At 53.2% G+C, this 24,596-nt stretch carries 21 protein-coding genes; 15 read left to right on the forward strand and 6 right to left on the reverse strand.

Features of this window, described 5'->3' with window-relative positions; genetic code table 11:
* Nucleotides 1-83: 83 nt before the first annotated feature.
* Nucleotides 84-890, forward strand: a complete 807-nt coding sequence (locus Abor_RS05525) for a creatininase family protein (RefSeq protein ID WP_048840833.1) — start codon at nucleotides 84-86, stop codon at nucleotides 888-890.
* Between the two features lie 254 nt (nucleotides 891-1,144).
* Here the strand turns inward: Abor_RS05525 and Abor_RS05530 are convergent, their stop codons facing one another.
* Complete coding sequence (locus Abor_RS05530; protein ID WP_126621275.1) at nucleotides 1,145-1,537, reverse strand: hypothetical protein; 393 nt, start codon at nucleotides 1,535-1,537, stop codon at nucleotides 1,145-1,147.
* Nucleotides 1,538-1,885: 348 nt separating this feature from the next.
* Between Abor_RS05530 and Abor_RS05535 the strand changes: the two genes are divergently transcribed.
* The 7 genes from Abor_RS05535 (at nucleotide 1,886) to Abor_RS05565 (ending at nucleotide 8,539) form a co-directional block, all read left to right on the forward strand.
* Nucleotides 1,886-2,908 carry an aspartate-semialdehyde dehydrogenase gene (locus tag Abor_RS05535; protein WP_048840835.1) on the forward strand — a complete coding sequence of 341 codons (1,023 nt, stop codon included), beginning with the start codon at nucleotides 1,886-1,888 and terminating at the stop codon, nucleotides 2,906-2,908.
* Nucleotides 2,909-3,050: 142 nt separating this feature from the next.
* Nucleotides 3,051-3,524, forward strand: coding sequence for a succinate dehydrogenase, cytochrome b556 subunit (gene sdhC / locus Abor_RS05540; RefSeq protein ID WP_048840836.1), 474 nt, complete (start codon nucleotides 3,051-3,053; stop codon nucleotides 3,522-3,524).
* 2 nt (nucleotides 3,525-3,526) lie between these two features.
* Nucleotides 3,527-3,943 (forward strand): succinate dehydrogenase, hydrophobic membrane anchor protein, encoded by a 417-nt coding sequence (sdhD, locus tag Abor_RS05545; RefSeq protein ID WP_048840837.1) that lies wholly within the window; start codon nucleotides 3,527-3,529, stop codon nucleotides 3,941-3,943.
* 97 nt (nucleotides 3,944-4,040) lie between these two features.
* Nucleotides 4,041-5,852 carry a succinate dehydrogenase flavoprotein subunit gene (gene sdhA / locus Abor_RS05550; RefSeq protein ID WP_048840838.1) on the forward strand — a complete coding sequence of 604 codons (1,812 nt, stop codon included), beginning with the start codon at nucleotides 4,041-4,043 and terminating at the stop codon, nucleotides 5,850-5,852.
* Nucleotides 5,853-5,888: 36 nt separating this feature from the next.
* On the forward strand, nucleotides 5,889-6,671 hold the full coding sequence (locus Abor_RS05555) for a succinate dehydrogenase iron-sulfur subunit (protein ID WP_048840839.1): 783 nt from the start codon (nucleotides 5,889-5,891) through the stop codon (nucleotides 6,669-6,671).
* 468 nt (nucleotides 6,672-7,139) lie between these two features.
* Nucleotides 7,140-7,637 (forward strand): GNAT family N-acetyltransferase, encoded by a 498-nt coding sequence (locus tag Abor_RS05560; RefSeq protein ID WP_048840840.1) that lies wholly within the window; start codon nucleotides 7,140-7,142, stop codon nucleotides 7,635-7,637.
* Nucleotides 7,638-7,876: 239 nt separating this feature from the next.
* A complete protein-coding gene (locus Abor_RS05565; protein ID WP_048840841.1) occupies nucleotides 7,877-8,539 on the forward strand; it encodes a tyrosine-protein phosphatase in 663 nt (220 codons plus the stop codon).
* Between the two features lie 496 nt (nucleotides 8,540-9,035).
* Here the strand turns inward: Abor_RS05565 and Abor_RS05570 are convergent, their stop codons facing one another.
* From Abor_RS05570 to Abor_RS05580, 3 genes are read right to left on the reverse strand one after another with little or no spacing between them, the layout of a single operon-like run.
* Nucleotides 9,036-10,259 carry a phosphoglycerate kinase gene (locus Abor_RS05570; RefSeq protein WP_048840842.1) on the reverse strand — a complete coding sequence of 408 codons (1,224 nt, stop codon included), beginning with the start codon at nucleotides 10,257-10,259 and terminating at the stop codon, nucleotides 9,036-9,038.
* Nucleotides 10,259-11,281: a type I glyceraldehyde-3-phosphate dehydrogenase gene (gene gap / locus Abor_RS05575; RefSeq protein ID WP_048840843.1), complete on the reverse strand. Its 1,023-nt coding sequence runs from the start codon at nucleotides 11,279-11,281 to the stop codon at nucleotides 10,259-10,261. Before gap ends, Abor_RS05570 begins: the two co-directional genes overlap by 1 nt.
* A gap of 35 nt (nucleotides 11,282-11,316) precedes the next feature.
* Nucleotides 11,317-13,272 carry a transketolase-like TK C-terminal-containing protein gene (locus Abor_RS05580; protein WP_048840844.1) on the reverse strand — a complete coding sequence of 652 codons (1,956 nt, stop codon included), beginning with the start codon at nucleotides 13,270-13,272 and terminating at the stop codon, nucleotides 11,317-11,319.
* A 251-nt stretch (nucleotides 13,273-13,523) separates the two neighbouring features.
* Here Abor_RS05580 and Abor_RS05585 point away from each other — a divergent pair, with 251 nt between their 5' ends.
* Nucleotides 13,524-13,997: a hypothetical protein gene (locus Abor_RS05585; RefSeq protein WP_232014979.1), complete on the forward strand. Its 474-nt coding sequence runs from the start codon at nucleotides 13,524-13,526 to the stop codon at nucleotides 13,995-13,997.
* A gap of 104 nt (nucleotides 13,998-14,101) precedes the next feature.
* Nucleotides 14,102-15,367 (forward strand): 5-aminolevulinate synthase, encoded by a 1,266-nt coding sequence (gene hemA / locus Abor_RS05590; protein ID WP_048840846.1) that lies wholly within the window; start codon nucleotides 14,102-14,104, stop codon nucleotides 15,365-15,367.
* A gap of 149 nt (nucleotides 15,368-15,516) precedes the next feature.
* On the opposite strand, the gene Abor_RS05595 is transcribed toward hemA, so the two are convergent.
* Nucleotides 15,517-16,293 carry a DsbA family protein gene (locus Abor_RS05595; RefSeq protein ID WP_084594388.1) on the reverse strand — a complete coding sequence of 259 codons (777 nt, stop codon included), beginning with the start codon at nucleotides 16,291-16,293 and terminating at the stop codon, nucleotides 15,517-15,519.
* Nucleotides 16,294-16,537: 244 nt separating this feature from the next.
* On the opposite strand from Abor_RS05595, the gene Abor_RS05600 reads away from it, so the two are divergent.
* Complete coding sequence (locus Abor_RS05600) at nucleotides 16,538-17,914, forward strand: gamma-glutamyltransferase (RefSeq protein WP_084594394.1); 1,377 nt, start codon at nucleotides 16,538-16,540, stop codon at nucleotides 17,912-17,914.
* 284 nt (nucleotides 17,915-18,198) lie between these two features.
* Complete coding sequence (gene recA, locus Abor_RS05605) at nucleotides 18,199-19,230, forward strand: recombinase RecA (protein ID WP_048840847.1); 1,032 nt, start codon at nucleotides 18,199-18,201, stop codon at nucleotides 19,228-19,230.
* A 448-nt stretch (nucleotides 19,231-19,678) separates the two neighbouring features.
* Here recA and Abor_RS05610 read toward each other — a convergent pair whose 3' ends face one another.
* The gene (locus tag Abor_RS05610; protein WP_048840848.1) at nucleotides 19,679-20,194 is read right to left on the reverse strand and encodes a GNAT family N-acetyltransferase; all 516 of its coding nucleotides are present in this window, start codon (nucleotides 20,192-20,194) and stop codon (nucleotides 19,679-19,681) included.
* 96 nt (nucleotides 20,195-20,290) lie between these two features.
* Here Abor_RS05610 and Abor_RS05615 point away from each other — a divergent pair, with 96 nt between their 5' ends.
* The 3 genes from Abor_RS05615 (at nucleotide 20,291) to mdoH (ending at nucleotide 24,435) form a co-directional block, all read left to right on the forward strand.
* Nucleotides 20,291-20,650 carry a winged helix-turn-helix domain-containing protein gene (locus tag Abor_RS05615; protein WP_048840849.1) on the forward strand — a complete coding sequence of 120 codons (360 nt, stop codon included), beginning with the start codon at nucleotides 20,291-20,293 and terminating at the stop codon, nucleotides 20,648-20,650.
* Between the two features lie 81 nt (nucleotides 20,651-20,731).
* Entirely contained in the window at nucleotides 20,732-22,291 is a 1,560-nt protein-coding gene (locus tag Abor_RS05620) for an OpgD/OpgG family glucan biosynthesis protein (protein ID WP_244877870.1), read from the forward strand.
* Nucleotides 22,279-24,435 carry a glucans biosynthesis glucosyltransferase MdoH gene (gene mdoH, locus Abor_RS05625; protein WP_261767201.1) on the forward strand — a complete coding sequence of 719 codons (2,157 nt, stop codon included), beginning with the start codon at nucleotides 22,279-22,281 and terminating at the stop codon, nucleotides 24,433-24,435. Before Abor_RS05620 ends, mdoH begins: the two co-directional genes overlap by 13 nt.
* The last annotated feature ends 161 nt before the right edge of the window (nucleotides 24,436-24,596 follow it).

Here is a 24,596-nt window from a genome sequence, read left to right on the forward strand (position 1 = left end):
GGCAGGGTTAACTCTCATAAATAATAAAGGTTTTTGAGAGTTTAGCTCTGAATTAAAACCAGAGTTGAGAGGGCAGAGATAAAATGAAAAACCCTGTTCAAATGGCACAGTTAACAGCAGATGCCATGCGCAAAGTAGTACAACGGCAGCCGGTTATTTTGCTTCCTTTAGGAAGTTTTGAAGACCAAGGCCCCCATATGCCAATGGGGGACTATCTTTTAGCAGACATTATGGCCCAACATATTGCAACAGCCGCTACAGAGCAGGGGTATGAGACCTATACAGCCCCGGTACTGCCTTTTGGTGGGGCAGATTATTTTGGGTATATGCCCGGCGGTATTGCGCTTTCTCAAACAACATTGCGTGCTGTGCTGCAAGATATGCTAATAAGTCTTATAAAGCATGGTTTTAAAAAACTTGTTATTATTAATGGTCATGGTGGTAATTGTACCATGATCCATGATGTAACGCAGGCTTTGTTTCAGCACAATAAAACAATGGTGCCTAGTTTTTACCTTTGGCGTGCTGCGGCTGCTTTGTTACCAGATGTTGTGGGGGTAGAGCAGGCTAAACGCTCTGGTGGGCATGGCGCTAACCCTTTAACCAGTATTGGCCAATATTTGGTGCCAGAACTGGTTAAGGCAGAAAATATGATAACCCCAGACCAGACTAAAAAAGTATGGGGGCTTGATGTGCTTGATTTTGGGACAGTAAGCCTGCACGGCGTGCCTATTTCTGTGCCGCTAGAGGGCGATAAAACAGCAACCCAAGGCGTAGGGCGTGGCGACCCCCATTTTTGCAATGCAGAAACAGGCAAAGCCCTAACAGAAAAATTGGTGCAGACAGGTGTAGCGCTTATTGCACATATGAACACGCAACCACCGGTTTGATCTTGAGGGTTTTATAAAGTTTAAACGTATTTCATTAAAAGTATGCATAAAGCCGTAAGTGATCAATACGGTCGTGCACGGGGTAATATGTGAGGTTGGAGGCGTGGTGAAAGAGGCGCTGGTGAAGGGAAGGCTGGCGCTCACCAAAGCTGAGTGGAGGCACTTTTTGTTATCTCAGTGCTCGTTTTGCCTGTAAAACAGAGTAGAAATAAAAATTGCCACCCGTTTTACGCGCCTTGCGTTAAGCTTAGCTCTCACACACTTTTTAAATATTTTTTTGAATAAAAAAGATACAGCGTTACAAGTATAAGGGCGTTACCTATAAAAATTCTGAAAAAATCAAAATAACCATGTAAAGAGAATACATTTTGTTCAAAATTTATATCGCCAAATAAAACGATCGCTATCGTTATTAAAGCGGTGATGCTATTTTGTTTCTGAAAAAGTTTACCTTTTATGGAGTCTAAGCAATATAGACCAGCATATATGCCTAAAAAGACAGACATAACTTTTCCATAATTATTGAGTTGCTCAGCTTGATTGTTTATTCCGCTATAAAAAAGAAAAGAGATGTAGGATAAACTGCCAACCAATAAGACTGTTGATATTGCTCTATTAATATAAAGCGCAAATTTATCAGTCATCATTTAATACCCATGCCAACACTGTTACGCGGTGTCTTAGCAATAAAATGCCTTTGTTAGAATAAGGTATGTGGGGGCGTTGGCCTATAATGGGGTAGGAGTAGGCTGCCGGGTTGTAACCCTGTTTGGGGAGCCTATATGTGAGCAATAAGGGGCTTGTAACTGGCGGCGTGGTTAGCCGGTTAGCTGTGCTTTACGGGAAACATACGGCTAAAATGGTCTATTACAGAGGTAAAAAGCCTCTTTTTGGCTTGCTTGTCTGGTATGTGACAATTCCATTTATAGCCAGTTTGGTTTAGGTTCCTGCCCCGGTCAGACTTTTAAACAAGAATATAGAAGATAGGTGACGAAATGGGGTATCGGGTTGCAGTTGTGGGTGCCACAGGCGCTGTTGGACGTGAAATACTGAAAACGCTGGCAGAGCGGGAATTCCCGATTGATGACATTGTTGCTCTTGCCTCTCCCCGCTCTGCCGGACGCGAAATTTCTTTTGGCGACAGAGTTCTGAAAGTTCAGAACCTTGAAACGTTCGACTTTACAGGCTGGGACGTGGGTCTGTTCTCTCCCGGTGGCTCTGTGTCTGCAAAATATGCGCCTATTGCTGCTAAAGCAGGGTGTGTGGTCATTGATAATACGTCCCACTTCCGTATGGAGCCGGGCGTGCCGTTGGTGGTGCCGGAAGTAAACCCCAATGCCCTTAAAGGCATGAAGCACAATATTATTGCCAACCCCAATTGCTCAACCATTCAGATGGTGGTGGCCCTTAAACCCCTGCACGACCTGTTTACGCTTAAGCGTGTTGTTGTTTCTACCTATCAGGCAACCGCTGGTGCGGGCAAAGACGGCATGGATGAGCTGTTTGCCCAGACTCGTGGCAGCTTTGTAAACGACCCACCAAAAATTGAGCAGTTCCAAAAACAGATCGCGTTTAACTGCATTCCCCAAATCGACCGCTTTATGGATGACGGCGCGACCAAGGAAGAGTGGAAAATGACGGTCGAGACCAAAAAAATTCTCGACCCCGATATTGCTGTTATTGCCACATGCGTACGTGTGCCGGTGTTTATTGGCCACTCTGAATCTGTTGTGGCAGAATTTGAAGAGCCGGTTGACCTGGCTAAAGCGCGTGCAGCCCTGCGTGAGGCTGAAGGCGTTATTCTGCGCGATGAGCGCGAAGATGGTGGCTACGTAACCCCCATCGAATGTGTTGGTGAAGACGCAACCTATGTCTCGCGCCTGCGGGTTGACCCTACAGTACCAAACGGTCTGGCGTTTTGGTGTGTGGCAGATAACCTGCGTAAAGGGGCGGCCCTTAATGCTGTTCAGATTGCTGAAACAATGATTGCCCTAAACCTGCTGCCTAAACACGGCTGAGTGAGGCTGCCCCGCCTCTCGGTCTCGTGTTGCCTGACTGAATTGACCGCTTGGCAGGCGGGGCGTAGGACAAAAATCAATGCACGAGCACCCGCCACTCAGGCGGGTGTAGGGATAGACGGACGGGATACGAGGCTGACCAATGCAGGATATCCGCAAGGCCCTCTATGTAGGGAGCCGTAGTGACGGCAAACTGATTCAGCGGCCTATGTCGCCGCATCTGCAAATTTACCGTAGCCGACTTTCAATGGTTCTTTCCATTTCGAACCGTATTACCGGCGTTGTAGCAACCGGCGGGGCCGCCTTGGGCGTGTTCTGGCTTGGGGCTGCGGCAAAGGGGCCAAAGTCGTTTGAGGTGGCGCGCAAGGTAACGGGTAACCCGGTTGGCCAGCTTATGCTGGTTGGGTGGCTTGCTTCTGTTGTGTACCACACCGTTGGCGGTATCCGCCATCTGATCTGGGATAGCGGCTACCGCTATGACAAAGCCGAGATCAATAAAGACGGCCCCGTTGCCGTTGGCGTAACGGCAGGCGTAAGCACCGCTTTGGCTGCCGGGCTACTGGCTGTGGCATGTGGGCGCAAACGTGCCCGTGCCAAAGTAGGGAAGGCTTCCTGACCATGAACGCTTCTGTTTCTCATATTGAGGTCATGCGCTCACAGCTTGGCCGCGCACGTGGCCTTGGGGCCGGTGGGTCTGGCGTAGGGCATTGGTGGGCAGAGCGCGTTTCTGCTGCCAGCCTGTTGCCGCTTTCTGCTTGGTTTGTGGTGCAAATGTTCCGCCTAAGCGGTGCAGAGCATGCCCAAGTAGTTAAGTGGGGCAGCAAGCCTGTTAATGCCACCATGCTGACAGCCTTAATCATTACCACATTCTACCACGCCCAAATGGGGCTACAGGTTATTGTGGATGATTACGTGCACGGCAAGGCGCATTTGCCCACACGTATTTTGGTAAAAATCGGAACGTCTCTTATTGGGCTTCTGGGTGTTTTTGCCGTCATTAAACTGGTGGTTGCAGGCAGCAGCCGCAAATCCTGAATTTTCAGTCTGCGCTTTGTGCCGCTGCCCCGTGTAGTTGGGTATGGCATAATGCCAAAGACATGACAGGCCGAACGCACATGGGAGCGCCGTCACGATGAATGCTTCTTCCTCTCCTTCTCGGGGAGCTTACCGGATTGTCGACCACTCATATGATGTGGTGGTTGTAGGCGCAGGTGGTTCTGGCCTGCGCGCCACACTGGGCATGGGGGCCGCTGGCCTTAAAACTGCCTGTGTTACCAAGGTTTTCCCAACACGTAGCCATACGGTTGCGGCGCAGGGCGGTATTGGGGCCTCTTTGGGCAACATGGCCGAAGATAACTGGCGTTGGCACATGTACGACACCGTAAAGGGGTCTGACTGGCTAGGCGACCAAGACGCCATTGAATTTATGTGCCGTGAGGCCGTGCCCGCCGTGCAGGAACTGGAACATTTTGGTGTGCCGTTCTCTCGCACGGAAGATGGTAAAATTTACCAGCGCCCCTTTGGCGGCCATATGAGCGACTTTGGTAAAGCACCTGTGCCACGTGCCTGTGCTGCGGCTGACCGTACCGGCCATGCCATTTTGCACACGCTTTACCAGCAGTGCCTCAAGCATAACGTTGAATTTTTTGTCGAATACTTCGCCATTGACCTTATCATGGATGATGAAGGGGCATGTCGGGGTGTTGTGGCATGGGCGCAGGACGATGGGGTTATCCATCGCTTCAATGCTAAAATGGTTGTGCTGGCAACGGGTGGTTATGGCCGTGCGTACCAGTCTTGTACCTCTGCCCACACTTGCACAGGTGATGGCGGCGGCATGGCCATGCGTGCGGGTATTCCCACGCAGGATATGGAGTTTGTGCAGTTTCACCCAACCGGCATTTACCCAGCAGGCTGCCTGCTGACCGAAGGCTGCCGTGGTGAGGGTGGCTACCTGACCAACTCTGAGGGTGAGCGCTTTATGGAGCGTTATGCTCCTACCGCTAAAGACCTTGCCTCGCGCGATGTGGTGTCTCGCGCCATGACCATCGAAATTAAAGAAGGTCGTGGTGTCGGGCCGAAAAAAGACCACATCATGATGCATCTTGAGCATCTGGGCGCAGACCTTCTGCACCAGCGCTTGCCGGGTATTAGTGAAACGGCCCGTGTTTTTGCTGGGGTTGATGTAAGTAAAGAACCTGTACCGGTTCTGCCTACTGTGCATTATAATATGGGTGGCATACCCACCAATATTCATGGTGAGGTTATTCGCCCAACCAAAGACAACCCCGATGCGATTGTACCCGGCCTTATGGCAGTGGGTGAGGCAGCCTGTGTGTCTGTGCATGGGGCTAACCGCTTGGGCACAAACTCTCTGCTTGACCTTATTGTGTTTGGTCGTGCGGCAGCCCGCCGTGCAGCAGAAGTTGTCAAACCAACAGATTTTGTAAAACCCTTACCAGCCGGTGCAGGTGAAGGTGCGCTCGATAGGCTTGACCGTTTGCGTTACGCTAAAGGTGGCACCAAGGTTTCTGCTATGCGTGAGCGCTTGCAGCGCGACATGCAAAGCCATGCAGCTGTGTTCCGTACTGAAGAAAGCCTTCAAGACGGGGTCAACAAAATTCACGAAATCTGGGGTGGGTTGGATGACATTTCCGTCGCAGACTCGTCACTTATTTGGAACAGCGACCTTATGGAAGCGCTGGAATTTGAAAACCTGCTGGCTAACGGTACGGTTACTCTGGAAAGCGGTCTGGCCCGGCACGAAAGCCGTGGCGCACATGCCCGCGATGACTACCCAGACCGTGATGATAAAGAGTGGCTCAAGCACTCTGTTTCTTGGTTGGACGAAAAAGGCAGCGTTAACCTGTCTTACCGTCCGGTTCATATGAAGACTTTGACCGATGAAGTTGAAGTCTTCCCACCCAAAAAGCGCGTTTACTGATCTGCCGGCACGAACGAGCGAACAAGGGAGGTAGAAATGGTCGAATTCAGACTGCCGCGCAACAGCGTGATTGGTAAAGGCAAAACCTATCCGGCACCTGCTGGGGCAAAAAATGTCAAAACTTTCAAGGTGTACCGTTGGTCACCTGATGATGACAAAAACCCAGTGGTGGATTCTTACGAACTGGATCTGGACACTATTGGGCCAATGGTGCTGGACGCCATTATTCATATCAAAAACGATGTAGACCCCACGCTTACCTTCCGGCGGTCTTGCCGCGAAGGGATTTGCGGGTCTTGCGCTATGAATATTGATGGCGAAAACACGCTGGCGTGCCTTAAACCCATCAAAGACATTAAAGGTGATGTGCGCATTTACCCGCTGCCACATATGCCAATTGTAAAAGACCTTGTGTCTAACCTTGATGGTGCCTACGCACAGTTGCGCTCTGTTGAACCTTGGATGAAGTCTGACAGTGCGCCACCGCCTGATGCAGAGCGCCGGCAGAGCATTGAAGAACGTGCGAAGCTTGACGGTATGTGGGAGTGCATTTTGTGCTTCTGCTGCACAACCTCCTGCCCATCTTACTGGTGGAATGGTGACCGCTACCTAGGCCCAGCAGTGTTGTTGGCAGCCTATCGCTGGATTGCAGACAGCCGTGATGAGCACACGGGTGACCGTCTGGACGCACTTGAAGATACTTTCAAGTTGTATGCCTGCCGCACAATTATGAACTGCACGCAAACATGCCCCAAAGGCTTGAACCCAGCCAAAGCAATTGGCCGGATTAAAGAGTTGCAGCTCGAACGCAAAGTGTAAGATTTTTCGCATCATTTTGCGCATGCGTTTAAAGCCCGGTCTGCTTTATGCAGGCCGGTTTTTTTTATTGCGTATTTTTTTAAGAACTTTGCCAAATAACCAGAGTATATAATGGCCTTATCTTACAAATGTCTTGTGCAAAAAGACTTTTGTTGGCTGGCAGCAGGCGGCGTTAAGCTGGGTGTGAGCCGGTGTTCTGTAGGAGTTGAGTGGCCATATGGTAAGCGGCTTAGGCACCGGGTAATGGCTATTTTAGACGTTTAGAAGTGTGGGGCTTTAAGGTATTTTGTTATTTAACGGGCGGCTATGGCTAACCATGCACAGGGTATAGTGGCGTAAAAACACGGCATGTATGCGCGAAAAAGAAGCGAGATGAGAGTGAAGTGTCTTTTTGATAGCATCTGGCCTTTCAGTTTAGTGTTGCGTGTTGCAAGCTAATTTTTGGAAAAATATGACCGAGAGTGCCCTATGATCACCGTAAGAGATGCAACCGCGCAGGACGCTCAGGCTTTGGCTGAAATTTATAATTATGCCGTGCAGCATACCACAGCCATTTGGAACGAAACCTGCGTTGATGTGCAAAACCGTGCCCAATGGATATCGGAAAGACAAAAGGCTGGTTTTCCGGTTTTGGTAGCCTGCGCTGCTCAAGGTGTTGTGGTGGGGTACGCCAGTTATGGGCCTTGGCGCTTGTTTGAGGGCTACCGCTATACGGTTGAACATTCTGTTTATGTGCGGGCTAACTGCCAGAAGCGGGGCATAGGGCGTCTGCTCATGCAGGCGTTAATTGAGCGTGCAAAAGCCGCAGGCCTGCATGTTATGGTTGCGGGTATTGAGGCAGAAAATGCTCCCTCGTGCCGGTTGCATGCACAGCTTGGTTTTGTGCAGGCTGGCACTATGCGGCAGGTCGGCACAAAATTTGGCCGCTGGTTAGATTTGTCCTTTATGACACTTAATTTGGAATAAAATTAAAAGCAGCGATGATTTTTCTCTATTTTCAAAAAATATTGTAATGTTCATGCGGGATATTGTTGCTGAGTAATATGTAAGTGCTTAGAAAAATATTTAAATTAACATTTTTTATTTCTCTATAAGAACAGAAAATTTGACGTAAACGTCGTGTTTAGGCAAAGTTATACATCTGAGCCAGTGCATAATGGTAAAATATAGTTTCAAGCCAACACAGACAGGGGCGTAAGTTTAGAGTGTTCAAAGGTCAGATAACGTCTCGGGCAGATCGTAGGCGGGCTTGGGTTGATAGCCTGTTTGTTGATCATGCTGTGTTTCGGTTGGTATGGACAAATTTTCAGGCTGTTGTGCCGGGTAAGGTATACCGTTGCAACCACCCTACCCCTGCCCGGCTAAAGCGCGCTATGCAGCGTTATGGCTTGCGTACATTGGTCAATTTGCGTGGCCATAGGCAGTGTGGCTCAGATGCGCTTTCACGCACGGCAGCGCACAAGCTAGGCCTTGCGCATGTTGATATGGCATTTGAAAGCCGTGGTGCCCCCCACAGAGACCGTATTTTGCGCTTTGCCGGGCTATATAAAACGCTGGGTTTTCCTATACTCATGCACTGCAAATCTGGGGCAGACCGGGCAGGTTTAGCTTCTGGGTTGGTGGTGTTGTTTGAAGGTGGAACTGCGGCAGAGGCGCTTAAGCAGTTATCGTGGCGGTATGGCCATTTTAACAGCTCCCGCACTGGTATTTTGGATGCCTTTTTTCTGCGCTATCAGGCCGAGGGGGAAGGGCGCTTGCCTTTCTTGGAATGGGTTGAGCGTGACTATGATGAAGCGGCATTAAAGCGAGACTTTGTTGCGGGCAAGTTGGCGTCTTTCATGACAGATCAAGTGCTGCGTCGTGAATAAGGCGTAAGTAGTCATATTTTTATCAAAACATACAATTTTCAAAGGCTAATTTTGAAAAATAGTATTAAGAACTTTCGCCGTGTTTTTGTAACGTAATAGGTGCCTTTACAAGGCATGTTACGGCTTTAAGCAAGGTGTTTCTGGTGCAAATTAGCTTGTAAGGCTTATGAGGGGCTATTTTAAAAGTCGCTTAGACTCCCCATGTTCGTGTTGTTGCATCGGTAGGGGTGGTTTTTGCCCTCATACAGTAGAGTTATGGTTTTAAAGTAGCCTATATAGTCGAAAAATATCCTGACTAGCTCTTGCTTCAGAGTTTTTAAAACAGGTTCTTGCTTAGGCTGCACTTAAGGTGGCTACCAAGAGTATTTGTTTGTAGTTTTAGAAATAATTTTTCTTGAAAGAGAGTTTCAAAATTTTATTGTTTCTATAAACGAAAATAATAAAAAAGGGCTGCTCACATTATATGAGCAGCCCTTTTAAGAAAAACTATGTTTTCTTAAACTGGAATAGTGCGTTCCAGTGTGGTGCTAAGGGCTGTTAGGCCGGGTAGCACTTTCCCTTCAAGCCATTCCAAAAACGCACCACCGGCGGTGGAAACGTAGGTCATGTCTTCTAAAACACCTGCGTGGCGTAGGGCAGAAACAGTATCACCCCCACCTGCAATGGTTTTAAGGTTGCCAGCTTTGGTTAAGCGGGCTGCTTCTTGCGCTACGGCGTTGGTTGCTTCATCAAACGGTGGAAGCTCAAACACGCCAAGCGGGCCGTTCCAGACCAGAGTTTTAAGGCCCGCCAGTTTGGTTTTAAGTAGCGCAACAGTTTCTGGCCCAACGTCGAGAGCCATCCAGCCATCAGGAATATCTGTAACCGCGGCTACAGCAGTTGGGGCCCCTGCCATGAAATCTTCTGCCAAAACAACATCAATTGGCAAAATTAGTTCACAGTTTTTGGCTTTAGCCTGCTCTATAATTTGGCGTGCTGTATCCAGCATATCGTCTTCTTTTAAAGACTTGCCAACTTTATAGCCTTTGGCGGCAAGAAACGTGTTAGCCATAGCGCCGCCTACGGCCAAAACATCCACTTTTTCAAGCATGTTTTCAAGCAGGGCCAGCTTGGTAGAAACCTTTGCACCGCCCACAATAGCCCCAACTGGGCGTTGTGGGTTTTCAAGGGCGGCATCTAGGGCGGCCAGTTCGGCTTCCATTAAGCGGCCTGCGTAAGAGGGCAGGTGCTCTGCCACGCCAGCGGTAGAGGCATGGGCACGGTGCGCGGCTGAAAACGCATCGTTAACGTAAATATCACCCAGTTTTGCAAGGGCTGCGGCAAGGTCTGGCGCGTTGGTTTCTTCACCCGGTTGGAAGCGGGTGTTTTCAAGCAACAGCACTTCGCCATCTTGCAAAGAGGCCGCAGCCGCTTCTGCATCAGGGCCAATGCAATCGTGGGCAAAGCTTACCGGTTTGCCTAACGCTGTTGCCAGTGCCGTAGCAATGGGTTGCAGCGACAGGCCGGGCACAACTTTGCCTTTAGGGCGGTCAAAGTGGCTGAGCACAATAACGCGGCCACCTTTGTTTGCCAGTTCGGCAATGGTGGGCACAACGCGCTCAATACGGGTGAGGTCAGAAATGACCCCATCCTTCATGGGCACGTTCAGGTCAACGCGCAGTAGCACGCGTTTGCCGCGTGGGTCGAGCGTATCGAGCGTATTAAAAGGGATAACAGCCATTAGAGTTTTCCGAACAGAGCGGCTGTGTCAGCCATACGGTTGGAGAAGCCCCACTCATTATCGTACCAAGAGCAAATGCGCACCAGTTTACCGCCATCTACTAGAGAGGTTTGGGTTGCATCGAAGCTGGAAGAGGCCAGAGCGTGGTTGAAGTCTGAGCTGACCAAGGGTGCGGTTGAGTAAGCCAGAATGCCTTTAAGCGGGCCAGATTCAGAGGCCGCTTTCAGGGCATTATTTACTTCTTCAACAGAGCCCGGCACTTTTTTTGGTACGAAGTCGAGAGAGACAAGAGACACGTTGGCGGTTGGCACACGAATGGCCGTGCCATCGAGCTTACCTTTAAGGTGCGGGAGCACGAGCCCAACAGCGCGGGCTGCACCGGTAGAGGTCGGGATCATGTTCAGGCCAGCAGCGCGGGCGCGGCGCAGGTCTTTGTGCAGGGTGTCTACGGTGCGTTGGTCGCCGGTGTAGGAGTGAATGGTGACCATGTAGCCGCGCTCAATACCGAAGGTATCTTCAAGCACTTTGGCAACAGGGGCCAGACAGTTGGTGGTGCAGGACGCGTTGGAAATAACGGTCATGTCTGGGGTCAGAACGTCGTGGTTTACGCCGTAAACAATGGTTGCATCTACATCTGTGCCGGGGGCAGAGATAAGCACTTTGCGTGCACCAGCCTGCAACAGTTGCCCGGCTTTTTCTTTGGACGTGAAAAGACCTGTGCATTCCATGGCCACATCAACACCTTGGAAAGGTACTTTTGAGGGGTCACGCTCGGCAGAAACCGTAATGGGTGCCCATGTGCGGCCATTGGCGGTAATAATAAGTTTGTTGCCATCAACCTTAACATCGGCGGGCAGGCGGCCATGCACACTGTCGTAAGACAGCAGGTGGGCGTTGTCTTCAACGCTGCCAAGGTCGTTAATGGCTACGGGCACAACGTCGGTCCGTCCGCTTTCAATCAGCCCACGCAGGACAAGCCGGCCAATACGTCCAAAGCCATTGATCGCGATTTTGACTGCCATTTTCTATTCTCCGTTTTTATCCATGGTCGTGTCAGTTACGGTCCCCGTGCGTGCGCCCGGGGCTGGTGTGGTGCGGGTGGGGTAAGCCCCCGTATTGCACCAGAGGCAAAAAGATGGTGCTCCACCTTTTCACAGATCGCTTCGGCGGTAATGCCAAAACGCTCATACAAGGCGTTGGCCGGGGCAGATGTGCCAAAATCATCCATGCCAACAAAAACTCCTTCGGGGCCAAGCCAGCGCTCCCACCCAAAGCCGGAAGCCGCTTCTATGCCCACTCTTAACCCTGCGGTGCCCAGTACCTTCTGGCGGTAGCTTGAAGGTTGGTCTGCAAACAGCTCCCAACACGGTATGGACACAACAGCGGCCTGAATAGAGCGTTCGGCCAGATGGTGCGATGCTTCGAGCGCAATGGCAACCTCTGGGCCAGAGGCAATAAGCGTGACCTGTCTTTTTTCTGGTTGGGACACCACATACCCCCCACGTGCGGCACTACCGTAGTAAGCGTGGGGTACAGTGTGGGTGCTGCCTTGTGTGGGGCATAATACCAACACGGCGGGGCCGCCTTGCCATTCAAGCGCTGCTTCCCAGCATTTGAAGGTTTCATCTGGCGTGGCGGGTCTAAAAACGGCCAGGTGGGGTGTAGCGCGCAGGCTTGCCAACTGCTCTACGGGTTGCCAACCACCCCCACCATCACCCATGGCCAAGCCATCTCCTGTTAAGAGATAGAGCATTTTTTGGCGCATGAGGGCGGCCATGCGTAGGGCGGAGCGCATGCGGTCAACGGTCATCATGCTGGCGGCGCAACAGGGTAGCAGGCCCCCATGCAGCGCAAGGCCGTTAAGCAGGCCCGCCATGCCGTGTTCTTGAATATTACAATCGAGCTTGTTGGCTGTGGCAGGCTGGGTGCGTTTGCCCGTGTGCTCCTGCATGGCAGATGGCGCTGTGTAGGCAGAGGCCGCTGTCAGGCACACAAGTTCTGGCAAAATGTCTGACAGGGCGTGCAAGCCAGCAAGCCCGGCTTCTTGGGTTGAGGTATCGTGCGTTGAGCGCATGTGCCATTGCCATGCGCGGTGCCAGTCTTCTTCAAACAAGGCTGGGCGTTGGCGCAGATGTTCGCGCTCAAAAGCTGCACGCTGCCGGTGCCGCGCAAAGCGCCGCAACCAAGACCGGCGCGATGAAGCCCCACGCCGTGCGGTGGCACTCCATGGGCCTGTCAGTTCTTCCTCGGGTAACAGGTGCACCCCAAGGGATGATGTGGGAGAGGCCGAGGGCAGGCAGGCAATAAGTGTGGGCTTTCTGGCCCGCAAGGTTGCTGCCAGGGCAGAGGTAATGGCGGGCAGGTTATCGGCTTCTACCTTGCGTACTGTCCAGCCCGAGGCGCTAAAACGGGCCAGCGAGTCTGCAAATTCAGACCCTTGAGTGGCCGAGGGCGGGGCAACCAGCATGGCCAGCCGGTCTAGCCCAAAACGGCCTGCAAGCTGGGCGGCTTCCATCGCGACCCCGGTGGCAAGGTCTGTATCTTGTGCCAAAACCCATGTGCGGTGGTTTACCAAAGAGCGGCCAAAACGCAGGCTAGACTGTTGCTCTGCCAAGGCCATGCCAACAGCGGCGGCAACACCTTGCCCTGCAGGGCCGGGGGCTACTTCTATGGCGGGGTGGCGGCCATATTCTAATGGGGTGTGGGTATGGGCGGTGTTGCCTGTTAGTGTGAGCATGGCCCCAAGTAGGGGCAGCATGGTGGTAGAGGGTACGACAAAGCGGTCTCGGTCTGGCCAGTCTGGGGCTGTGGGGTCAAACCGTAAGACACGGCACCACAGCGCGGTAACGGGCAGGCACATTAAACTAAGCAGGTCAAAGGTGGGGTCTGGCAGGTTTTCAGCCTGTAGCAGCAGCCGGGCCGTATGGCTCATGCGCGCAACACCAATCTGTTGGGCGGAGAGGGCTCCGTCCTCATGCGAAAGGTGCGGGTCTGTGGTACTGGCTGTTGCCATGTGCCTGCCTTGTGTGACGGGCCTGATCATGGGTGACAGGTCTTCTCATCACTCTGCCTTTGCTCCTTAACGGTGTGCGCCATGAAGGGCAAGGGGGGAGGGCCTTGGTCGATTTGCATGGCTGTAGCATGCCATAGACAGCAGTTTTTTTGCGTCTGTTGCGCTGTCTGCCTTGCGTCTGGCCGCAATGGGCGCAAAACAGGGTAGAGTTAAAGACCCCGCCCTAGCGTACGAGTGGAGAAATGCCAGCCATGCCTTGTGTTGTTTATACCCGTATGCCGCGGCCTGCTGTTAAGCTGCTGCTTGTGGCGGGGGCGGTTGTCGGGTTAAGTGGCTGCAAGCTGGTAGACCAAAAAACCTTTAACCCGCAGGCGGGTAGGGCACCTCAGCCCTATATTCCACCCCCACCAGTGGTTGTGCCTATACCACCCCTTATTGAGTTGGTTGAGGGTACCCCGGTAAGCGCGTGGCAGCACCCCGTTGAGCAGATTGTGCATAAAGCACTGGCCCGTAAGCCCAATATTCTGTTTACTGTAAAATGCTTGGTGCCAGTGTCTGGCGATAGCGTCCACGACCAACAGGCGCTTATTCACTTGGTACAAGGTGATGGGCAGGCTGTGGCACAGACCATGACAGAGGCTGGCGCCCCACCAGAGCAGGTGGAAATAACCGCTATGCCGGATTCGACCGTGACGAAGCCCCTTGTCAGGGTGTATGTGCGATAACATCACATTTTTTACTGTGAAGATTGTGTTAAAGACCGGCCAGACGGCCGAAGGGCCACGTGCCGTGCCCCGACCGTTTCTGACGACGCGAGGAGAGTAGTAGCGTGGGATTGATCAAAAACGCGCGGCATCCGTTTTACGAGCACTGCCATACGGCACTTAACACCATTAGGCAGCAGGGGCGTTACCGTACCTTTACCCCGCTTGCCCGGTTGGCTGAGCGTTTTCCGCTGTATGAAGAAGATGTGCCCGCCCTGCCAGAAGGCCGGGAGGTTGTTGTGTGGTCTACCAACGATTACTTGGGCATGGGCGTTGTACCCGAAGTGCAGGAGGCCGCTATTGCGGCCATACGTGAACATGGGGCCGGTGCGGGTGGTACGCGCAATATTGCAGGCACCAGCCCGCTACACACCCAGCTAGAAGCCGAAATGGCCAGCCTGCATGGTAAAGAGGCTGGCCTGCTTTTTGTGTCTGGTTATGTGTCTAACCAAGCCAGTTTGCAGACCATTTTAACCTCTATGCCGGGTTGGATCTGTTTTTCTGACCGCATGAACCATGCTTCCATGATTGCGGGTATTAAGGGCGCACGTGGCTCCCAAACCGTTATTTTTGAACATAACGATTTAGCCGACCTTGAAGCCAAACTAGCCGCAGCCCCAGCAGATGCCCCTAAGCTAATTGCTTTTGAGAGCGTTTATTCCATGGACGGCGATATCTCTGATATTGCCGGTATTTGTGCCCTTGCCCGTAAATATAACGCTCTGACCTACCTTGATGAAGTGCATGCCGTTGGCCTGTATGGGGAAGAAGGCGGCGGTGTCTCCCAACGTGATGGGGTGGCGGATCAGGTTGATATTATTGAGGGCACCCTTGCCAAAGGCTTTGGGGTGCATGGCGGCTACATTACGGCCTCGGCTGAAATTGTAGATTTTTTGCGCTCTACCGCTTCGGGCTTTATTTTTACAACAGCTCTGCCGCCTTCTGTTGTTGGGGCTGCTTTGGTGAGCGTTAAAAAAGTACGGGCTGAAAATTGGCGGCGCGAGGCCATTTTTGAACGGGTTAACACCTTCCGCCAGCGCTTGCGGGCTGCGGGTATTCCCTTCACCATGACCCCAAGCCACATTGTACCCGTACCCATTGGCGATGCTGAAATTTGCAAACGCATTAGCCGCCGTTTGCTCAACGAGTACGGCCATTACGCAACGCCCATTAACTACCCCACCGTTGCACAAGGGACGGAACGCCTGCGCCTAACCCCTGGCCCTTTCCATACCGATGAAATGATGGACGATATGGTACGTGCTCTTGCCATACTGCTACGGGAAGAAGGCGTTTTGCGTGCCGCCGTTGCTGAAGAAGCAGTAGCGTAACGATTGGGTAAAACGGAGGGCGGGCAGGTTATTTGCGCCCTGCCCCTTTAAGTTATGCGCCATAGTGTTTATTGGCCGCACAGATATAAAAAGGGCCGCTACCCAGTCTATACAGGGGTAGCGGCCCTTTTTGTGGTGTGGCGTTTACGTTATTGAGCTTTGCGTAGGCGGGCCAGTGCGGCTTTGAGTTCTTCTAAAGACACAGCACCGGGAATAATTTCTTTATCCCCAATCACAAAGGTAGGCGTACCTTCAAGGTCTATGGAGCGGGCCAGATCAAGGTTCTGGCGCATGGTGTCCAGCACTTTTGGGTTTTTCATGTCGGCAATTAAGCGGTCTGCATCTAGGCCTACATGTTGGGCCACGCGCCGAATCCGGTCTGTTGAAGGGCTTGCGCTATCGCTCATCAGCGCTTTTTGGAACTTGCTGTAAGCGTTTTGCAGGCCTGCGGCTAAAATGGCCTGCGTGTCTAGCACGCTGTTGGCCCCTAGCACGGGTACAATTTTTTCAACCAAGCGCAGGTCTGGCTCAGAAGCGACTAGGGTATCTAGGTCTGCCAAGACTTTGCGGCAGTAGGGGCAGCGGGGGTCGTAAAATTCGACCACTTCAAGCGTGCCGTGGGGGTTGCCTAGCACAACATCTGTGTTGCTTTGGCCAAACTTAGCGCGGTCGCGTTTAACCACATCTAGGGCAGAAGAGGTTTTGCGTGCCGCAGCCTGTGTTTGCAGGGCCGTAATGGCGTCAGACAGAATACTCGGGTCTGTCTTGAGCGCGTTACGCAGTATTGTCACAATTTCTGCGCGTTGGGCCGGTGTAAAGCTGGTTTCAGCCGCGTGGCCAAAGGGTGTGCCAACACTCAGCAGGGACAGGCAGGTAACCCCGGCAAGGGCATACCGCCGGAAAGAAAGGGGGAGCAGCTTTTTCATATTGCGGAGCGTAAAGCAGAACCTGCACTATGGGAATGCCGTAATACTGGCGCTGAGTGCCGAAAACTCCGCATGAAATGCGGCCCGCGTGTTGCTGCCAGCGCAGAACGGGGTTAATCGGGAAGAGAGCCAAAAGTGCCCACAAACAGGGTGACCAGAGAGATGGAGAGACTAAGGCGTGTCCGAGCGTTTTAAAAAAGCCCGTTCTGCCCGGCTTACGCCGTTATTTTCAGCTCCGGCCCGTATGGGGGTGCTTCTGCTGGCAACGTCGCTTACGGCGTGCAGCATGTTTTCATCTGGGCAGAGCGCACCACCACGCACTGTAGCAGGCTTTATTGGTGAAGTTGTTGCAGATGAACCCCAAGCAGCCCTAGCCGCGCGTGATGTGCTGGCAAAGGGTGGTAACGCGGCTGATGCCGCCGCCGCACTGGGTTTGGCGCTTTCTGTCACCTTGCCCTCTCGTGCGTCTTTAGGGGCAGGTGGGGCCTGCTTAGCATGGAAACCGGGCCAGCCGCAGGGGCAGGCTTTCTTGTTCCTGCCTAAAGCAGGGCAGGCGCAAGCAGGGGCAGACCGCCCTGCTTCTGTGCCTATGCTGGCGCGTGGCCTGTACCTTATGCAGTTGCGTTACGGCAGTGTTGACTTTGGTGAGCTTGTTTTACCTGCCCGCAACATGGCGCGTGCTGGTGTGCCGGTAAGCCCGTTGCTGGCGGCAGATATGAGCGCGGTTGAAGCCCCTTTGTTGGCTGATGAAAAAACCAACGCCATTTTTAGCAACGGCAATGGCAGTGTGCTCAAAACCAGCGACCTTATGGTGCAGCCACGCCTTGCTGGGGCGCTGGAGCGGATTCGCATTGCAGGTGTAGGTGACCTGTACGAAGGGTCTTTGGCACAAACCTTTGTGCAGGCCGCCCAAGCCGCAGGGGGTGGGTTAAGCGCCCAAGACCTGCGTGCGAGCATAGCTGCGGTTTCTGCGCCACTTATGCTCCGTGCAAATGGAGTCGATATTAGTTTTCTGCCCCCACCAGCCGATGGTGGTTTGGGTACAGCGGCTGTGTTTGCCGGTGGGCAAAACCACGCTACAGTGCGGGGTGAGGCCGTTGTGGCGGGCTGGCGTGCCTCTGCCAAAGGCAGTGCGGCAAATGTTGCTGCGGCACAGGCTCTGCTCAATTCTGGCAATTTGCCCGGTGGTGCAGCCCTTCCGGCACTGCCCGCGTCAACCTCCTTTATCGTAACAGACCGGCAGGGTGGTGTTGTGAGCTGTGCGCTCAGCATGAACAACCTGTTTGGAACAGGGCGTGTTGCTGGCTCTACCGGTGTGGTGCTTGGGGCCTCTCCGGCTCGTTTGCCGCTGCCGTTGTTTACGGCGGCTATTGCGCACCAAGGGAGTGGGCAGTTCCGGGCTGCGGCTACCGCGTCTGGCCAGAATGTTGCAGCTGATACAGCGGCTGTTGCCCTACAGGCTGCACTGGCTGGCGGTAAGCCACAGGTTAGCAGTGGGCCGGGGCGTGGTAATTCCGTATCCTGCCCGGCGGGCTTGCCGGGTGATAGTGGCAAGTGCTTTGGTTGGACAGACCCGCGCGGCAGTGGCTTAGCGGTTTCATCTGGTGGGGTGCAAAAATAAGCGTCTAGCTTGCCCTAATGGGGTGCTAGCAAAAACAGGCGGCAGAGAGCCGCCTGTTTTTGGCTTGAATTGTTCTTATTTTGTTCTATTTAGAACAGAAGGAAACCGAATAGTTAAAGAAGTGCTAAAACAAAAGACAGCCCAGCCCGCACATTGCGAGCAAGGTTGTTTTTGTGGCACGTTTTGAACAAACGCGCTGTGTCGGAAAAGTGCTGTGCCAGCGTGGCAATGCCATTGTGATGCGTCTTTGGTAGAACCCAAAGGCCGAAGGGAAAAGTAAAAGCATGGATAAGGCAAAAGCTCTTGAAGGCGCATTAGGTCAGATTGAGCGCGCTTTTGGGAAAGGCTCTGTCATGCGTTTGGGCCAGCGCCCGCGTGAACAGGCTGATGTTATTCCCACCGGGTCTTTGGGGTTAGACATTGCGCTGGGCATTGGTGGCCTGCCGCGTGGCCGCGTTATTGAAATTTATGGCCCAGAAAGCTCTGGTAAAACCACCTTGGCACTGCACGCTATTGCCGAAGCGCAAAAACGCGGTGGCACTTGCGCCTTTATCGATGCCGAGCACGCGCTAGACCCCGGCTACGCTAAAAAGCTGGGTGTTGATATTGATAACCTGCTGATCAGCCAGCCAGATGCGGGCGAGCAGGCACTGGAAATTGCTGATACCTTGGTGCGCTCTGGTGCCATTGATGTGCTGGTGGTGGATAGTGTGGCAGCCCTTGTGCCGCGTGCCGAACTTGAAGGTGACATGGGCGACAGCCACGTGGGCCTGCATGCCCGCCTTATGAGCCAAGCCCTGCGTAAGCTGACGGGTTCGGTTGCCCGCTCTAACACCATGATGATCTTTTTGAACCAGATCCGTCTGAAAATTGGTGTAATGTTTGGCAACCCCGAAACCACAACAGGCGGCAACGCGCTTAAGTTTTATGCCTCTGTGCGTCTTGATATCCGCCGTATTGGGTCAATTAAAGATAAAGACGAAGTGGTGGGCAACCAAACCCGCGTGAAGGTGGTCAAAAACAAAATGGCCCCGCCTTTCAGGCAGGTTGAATTTGACATTATGTACGGCGAAGGCATTAGCAAGGTTGGTGAGCTTATTGACCTTGGGGTGAAAGCCGGTGTGGTTGAAAAGTCAGGCGCGTGGTTCTCGTGCGATAGCCAGCGTATTGGCCAAGGCCGCGAAAACGCCAAACAGTTCCTGCGTGACCACCCTGAAATGGCCGCTGAAATTGAACGAAAAGTGCGCGAGCATGCCGGTGTTGTGGCTGAGGCCATGATGGTTTCTCCAGACACGCACGAAGCTGAAGAAGACTAAAGGCCGCCTATAAGGCGCTTGGGTTAGCCCTCTGCGCTTTACAAGCTGTAAAACTGAGCACTGGCATGCTGTTTCAAAGAGCGTGCCAGTGCTTTTTTTATATGGTGTGCCGCACGGTGTTTCTCGGCACAGCCAAGGGGGCTGTTTCAAAAAATACTTAGGTCGGGCAGGTCTGTCTTTTGGTGCGTGCGCACGGTGTGTTTGGCCACTGCGGCAGCTCTAACGCTTCGTTGTATGGCCGCCTTTATAGGATTCATGAAAATGCTCAACCAGCCTGCAATGCCGTGTTTTTACACTAGCTTCTAAAGGTCGTGCAGGTTGGTTTTTTAAGCGCCGTATAAACGGCGCTGCCCCGGTAAGGGTATCCCGAGGCTCTTTATTTCAGGCGTAAACGCGTGGTTAGGTCTGTTTGCTTACGCCTGTATCGGTTTGGGCTATCTGCCGCCGGTTAGGGGGAGAGTGCGCGTGAGAGCAGTTGGGCTTCGGGGTCGTAACTGGCCAGTATGGTGTGTTCTGCCGGGGGGATGGTTTCTGGCTCAAAGCCTTGTTTGTACCAAAACCGCAAGGCGTGGCGGGTTGAAACCAGCGTAAGGCGCGCCAGCTTTCGGGCACGGGCAGCTTGTTCTGCCAAGGTTATGGCTTGCTGCGCAAAGCCTTGCCCGCGTGCAGCCTCAGAGAGAGCCAGGTCGTGAATGTACCATCTGTCTGGGTGTGCGGGCAGGGGGGGTAAGAGTGTATTAAGGGCGGGGGTGATCGTGCCCTGCCACGGGTGGCTTATCATGTAGCCTTCAAGGCCGTTGGGGCTGGCTAAAACGTGGCACCCTTCTGGTGCAACAGTCAGCCTTTGTGTGAAAACTTCGTGACTTTCTGGGTAATCCGTATGGATATGCGCGGCTAGGTCTTGGGTTGCGTCAAGATCATCTGGTGTCATTGCGCGCCAGATGATAGGTGCTAAAGGTGTCATGACAAAAGAATGCCTTGCTTTGAGCCGGTCAGTAAGAGAACAGATGAGTGGTCATAGTATCATGCGTGCAGGTATGCCACAGCAAGGGGCTGCCTAATGCCGCAACGCCTAAGACTAACCCTACGCCTTGATGCAGATGGTAAGCCTGCCATTGGGCACGGAAAAATAAAGTTGCTGGAGCAACTGGCCGAGACGGGTTCTATTTCTGCTGCGGGGCGGGCTATGGGTATGTCTTACCGCCGTACATGGCTTTTGGTAGACAGCCTTAACTCTTTGTTTGCCCAGCCTTTGGTGGCCACCCGGCCCGGCGGTGGTGGTGGCGCGGTTTTGACCGAAACAGGCCAAACCGTATTGCATCTTTATAAAGATATTGAGCAACAGGCAGCGCGCGCCAGTGCCGCCAGCCTAACCAAGCTCACGCGCCTGCTGGCGCAGCCAGAGGGGCCATGCCCTTAAAAAGCCGTATCGCAAAATTATTCATTTGGTGAGAAGCTGCAAACTATCATGCCGTCACATAACGGAATGCGGGAGATTAGTGTGTCATCATCCATTCAACGACGCGACCTTATGCGGGTTGGGGCCGGGGCAACTCTTGCCACATTGGCACAGACCAGCGTGCGTCAGGCCAAAGCACAAGACAACAAGGCACAGGTGCTGGCCGGGGCAACAGGCGCGTTTGATGATGGCACCGTAAGGCAAATAGCCAAACGGTTGGCCTCGGCCCCCTATAAAGGGCCAGACCAGTCTTTGCCAAAAGCCATTGAAAACCTGAATTTTGACCAGTATCGCGGTATTGCCTACCGCGAAGACCGCGCCCTGTGGCACAGCGATAATTTGGCATTTGATGTCGAGTTTTTTCCGCGTGGGTTTTTATACAAACCCCGGATAGAGATTTTTGAGGTCAATGACGGCCAGTCTGCTGCTGTGCCCTATAGCTCCGACCTGTTTACCTATAGCGACCCCGCACTTGAAGTGCAGCAAGACCTTGGTTTTGCCGGTTTGCGGCTGCGTACTGCCATTAACACCCCCGGTGTTATGGAAGAATTTTGCGTATTTTTGGGGGCGTCTTATTTTCGGGCTGTGGCTAAGGGGCAGAATTACGGCTTGTCTGCCCGTGGTTTTGCCAACGGCACGGGTGACCCAAAGGGGGAGGAGTTTGCGCTCTTCCGTGCTTTTTGGCTCGAAAAACCCCAGCCTAACGTTAAATCTGTGGTTATCCATGCGCTGATGGACAGCCCCTCTGTAACCGGAGCGTTCAGCTTTACCATTCGCCCCGGTGATACGACTGTGTTTGACGTGCAGTCTACTTTCTTCCCGCGTACGGCTATTCAGCAGCCGGGTGTGGCCCCCCTTACCGGCATGTTCTACTTTGATGCCAACGACCACAACCACGTAGATGATTGGCGCCCCGCTGCCCACGACAGCGAAGCCCTGCAAATGTGGACAGGGGCTGGCCAGCAGCTTTTCCGGCCCTTGCGGAACCCGCTCGACCTCCAGATTTCGGCATTTAATGACGTATCACCACGCGGGTTTGGCCTTATGCAGCGCCGCCGCCAGTTTCAAGACTTTGAAGACCTTGCCCTGAACTACGAAAAACGGCCCTCGCTCTGGATAGAACCAATCGGAGATTGGGGTGAAGGCTGGGTGGATTTGGTTGAAATTCCAACCCCGAACGAAGTGAACGATAATATCGTGTCGTTCTGGCGGCCTAAAGCCCCGTTGGCTGCGGGTAAGGAATACAGCTTTACCTACCGTATGTATTGGGGGTGGGATAACCCTTTCCCCACCTCTTTGGCCCGCATTGGGGCAACACGGGTTGGCTCTGTGGTGGATGATAAAAACGCCCGCTTCTTTGCTATAGACTTTGTGGGCACCCCGCTTGAGCACTTGCCGCTTGATACGCACCTGCACTTGGTGCCGCAGGCCTCTGCCGGTACAATTCGCAATGTGGTGGTAGAGCCTAACCCCAACGTTAAAGGCTGGCGTACAACGTTTGAATTTGTACCCGGAGACGAAAAAGTGGCCGAACTGCGCGCAGTCTTGGCAACCGATAGTGGCCCCATTTCAGAAGAGTGGTTGTACCGGTGGACACCCTAAGCGCACAGGTAATCAGCCCTACACACCATATGGCAGCGGCTCTCCCGCCCGAAGCACCGCTTGCCATGCCCGTGCAGGACTTGCACGCTGCCCCTAATTTTGAAGGGCGGCCCCGCACCCCGGTAACCGAGCCACGCACAATTGCCCTGCGCCGCTTGGCGGTTGTGGGGTCGGCTTTGCTGCTTACAGCCTTTGGTGCATGGCGCACCCATATGGTGCTAGACGCTAATGGCGTGACCTCGCTCGGGCTGATTATGCTCGTGCTGTTTGTGGCACTGTTTATCTGGATTGCGCTGGCTTTTACGTCCTCTCTTGCGGGGTTTTTCTCGCTCGTGACACGGGGCGGGTTGGGTTTAGGTATTACGCGCTCTGGCCCACTGCCTACGTTGCAAACCCGTACCGCCTTGTTGCTGCCAACCTATAACGAGCCACCCCACCGGGTTATGGCCGGGCTTAAAGCTATTTATACCAGCTTGCAGGAAACCGGGCAGGGCCATGCGTTTGATGTGTTTATTCTTTCAGACACAACAAACCCAGATGTGTGGGTAGAAGAAGAAGCGGCTTTTTTGGCCCTGCGCGAGCAAACGGGGGGCCATAACACTATTTTTTACCGCCGCAGGCATAATAACGTAGAGCGCAAAGCCGGTAACGTAGGCGAGTGGGTGCGCCGCTTTGGCGGGGCTTACCCCCAAATGGTTACGCTGGATGCAGACTCCGTTATGTCGGGTGACACGCTTGTGCGTATGGCGGCCGCTATGGAGCAGCACCCCGGCGTTGGGCTTATTCAGACCCTGCCGGTTATTGTGGGTGGTACCACGCTGTTTGCCCGCATGCAGCAATTTGCTGGCCGCGTGTATGGCCCCATTATTGCGCATGGTATTGCGTGGTGGCATGGCTCAGAAGGGAACTACTGGGGCCATAACGCCATTATTCGCACCCGTGCATTTGCTGGGCAAGCAGGCTTGCCCCATGTACCGGGGCGGCCCCCTTTTGGTGGGCATATTCTCAGCCATGATTTTGTTGAGGCCGCCCTTATGCGCCGGGGTGGCTGGGCTATTCATATGGTGCCAGCGCTTGATGGCTCTTACGAAGAAAGCCCACCATCTTTGACCGATGTGGCCATTCGTGACCGCCGGTGGTGCCAAGGCAACTTGCAGCACGTTAAAGTGCTGCCTACCAAAGGTTTGCACTGGGTTAGCCGTATGCACATGCTTGTGGGCATTGGTGCGTATGTTACATCGCCCCTATGGCTGATCTTTTTGCTAACGGGTATTTTGATTTCGCTTCAGGCGCATTTTCAACGCCCTGAATATTTTGGCGACACAAAAACCCTTTACCCACACTGGCCACATGTTGACCCCGTGCAGGCTAAGTATGTGTTTATAGGCACTATGTTGGTGCTGCTTGCCCCTAAAATGCTGGCTTATATTGCGCTGCTGTTTGACAGCGTAACCCGTAAAGGGTGTGGCGGCGCTATACGGGCTGCTTTGTCTATGCTGGTAGAAACCTTTATTGGCGGCCTTATTGCCCCTATTGCCATGCTTATTCAGACCTCTGGCGTGGTGTCTATTTTATCGGGGCACGACTCAGGTTGGAATACCCAGCGGCGCGATGACGGCGGGTTCCCGCTTATGGTGGTGGTTAAGCAATACGGTAAATTCACGCTATTTGGCTTGGTGTTGGGCTGTGGAGCGTGGGTGGTTTCTCCCTCGCTTTTCTTCTGGATGACACCCGTTTTGCTGGGGTTGGTTTTTTCAATTCCGCTGGTTGCACTTACCAGTAGCCGCGCTGCGGGTTTGGCGTTTCGTAAAGCTGGGCTTTTGCTTGTACCAGAAGAAACCAACACCCCAGACGTGTTGCGTAAAACTGAAGCCGCCGTGCAAGCAGAAGATACTCCCCCTTTGCCGACAGACGCCTTGCGTGGCCTCCGTGCCGATGCAGGGCTGCTTGCCGCCCATGTGGCTATGCTCCCCCCGGCTCGCAAACCGGGTGAGCCTATTAACCCAGACAGGTTAGTAGGGCTTGTAAAAGTAACCGAGGCACACACTCTTGCCGCAGCAGAAAAAGCCCTTACGTCCAAAGAAAAAGCAGCCGTTTTAGGCTGCCAAGAAGGGCTAGAGGCTATTATGAAGCTGCCGCAGTAAAGCAGTTTGGTTACAGTATAGTGTTTTATAAAAAACGCGGCAGGCTACCCTGCCGCGTTTTTGTTTTTTAAATCCTAAGTGTCTGATTTAAAATATATCTTGTTCACCAACTCCTCTTCGGTGAGCCTGTAACGCTCATTTTTGGAATAGGGTTTGAGTGT

Source organism: Acetobacter orientalis, from assembly GCF_000963965.1.
Taxonomy (GTDB): Bacteria; Pseudomonadota; Alphaproteobacteria; order Acetobacterales; family Acetobacteraceae; genus Acetobacter; species Acetobacter orientalis.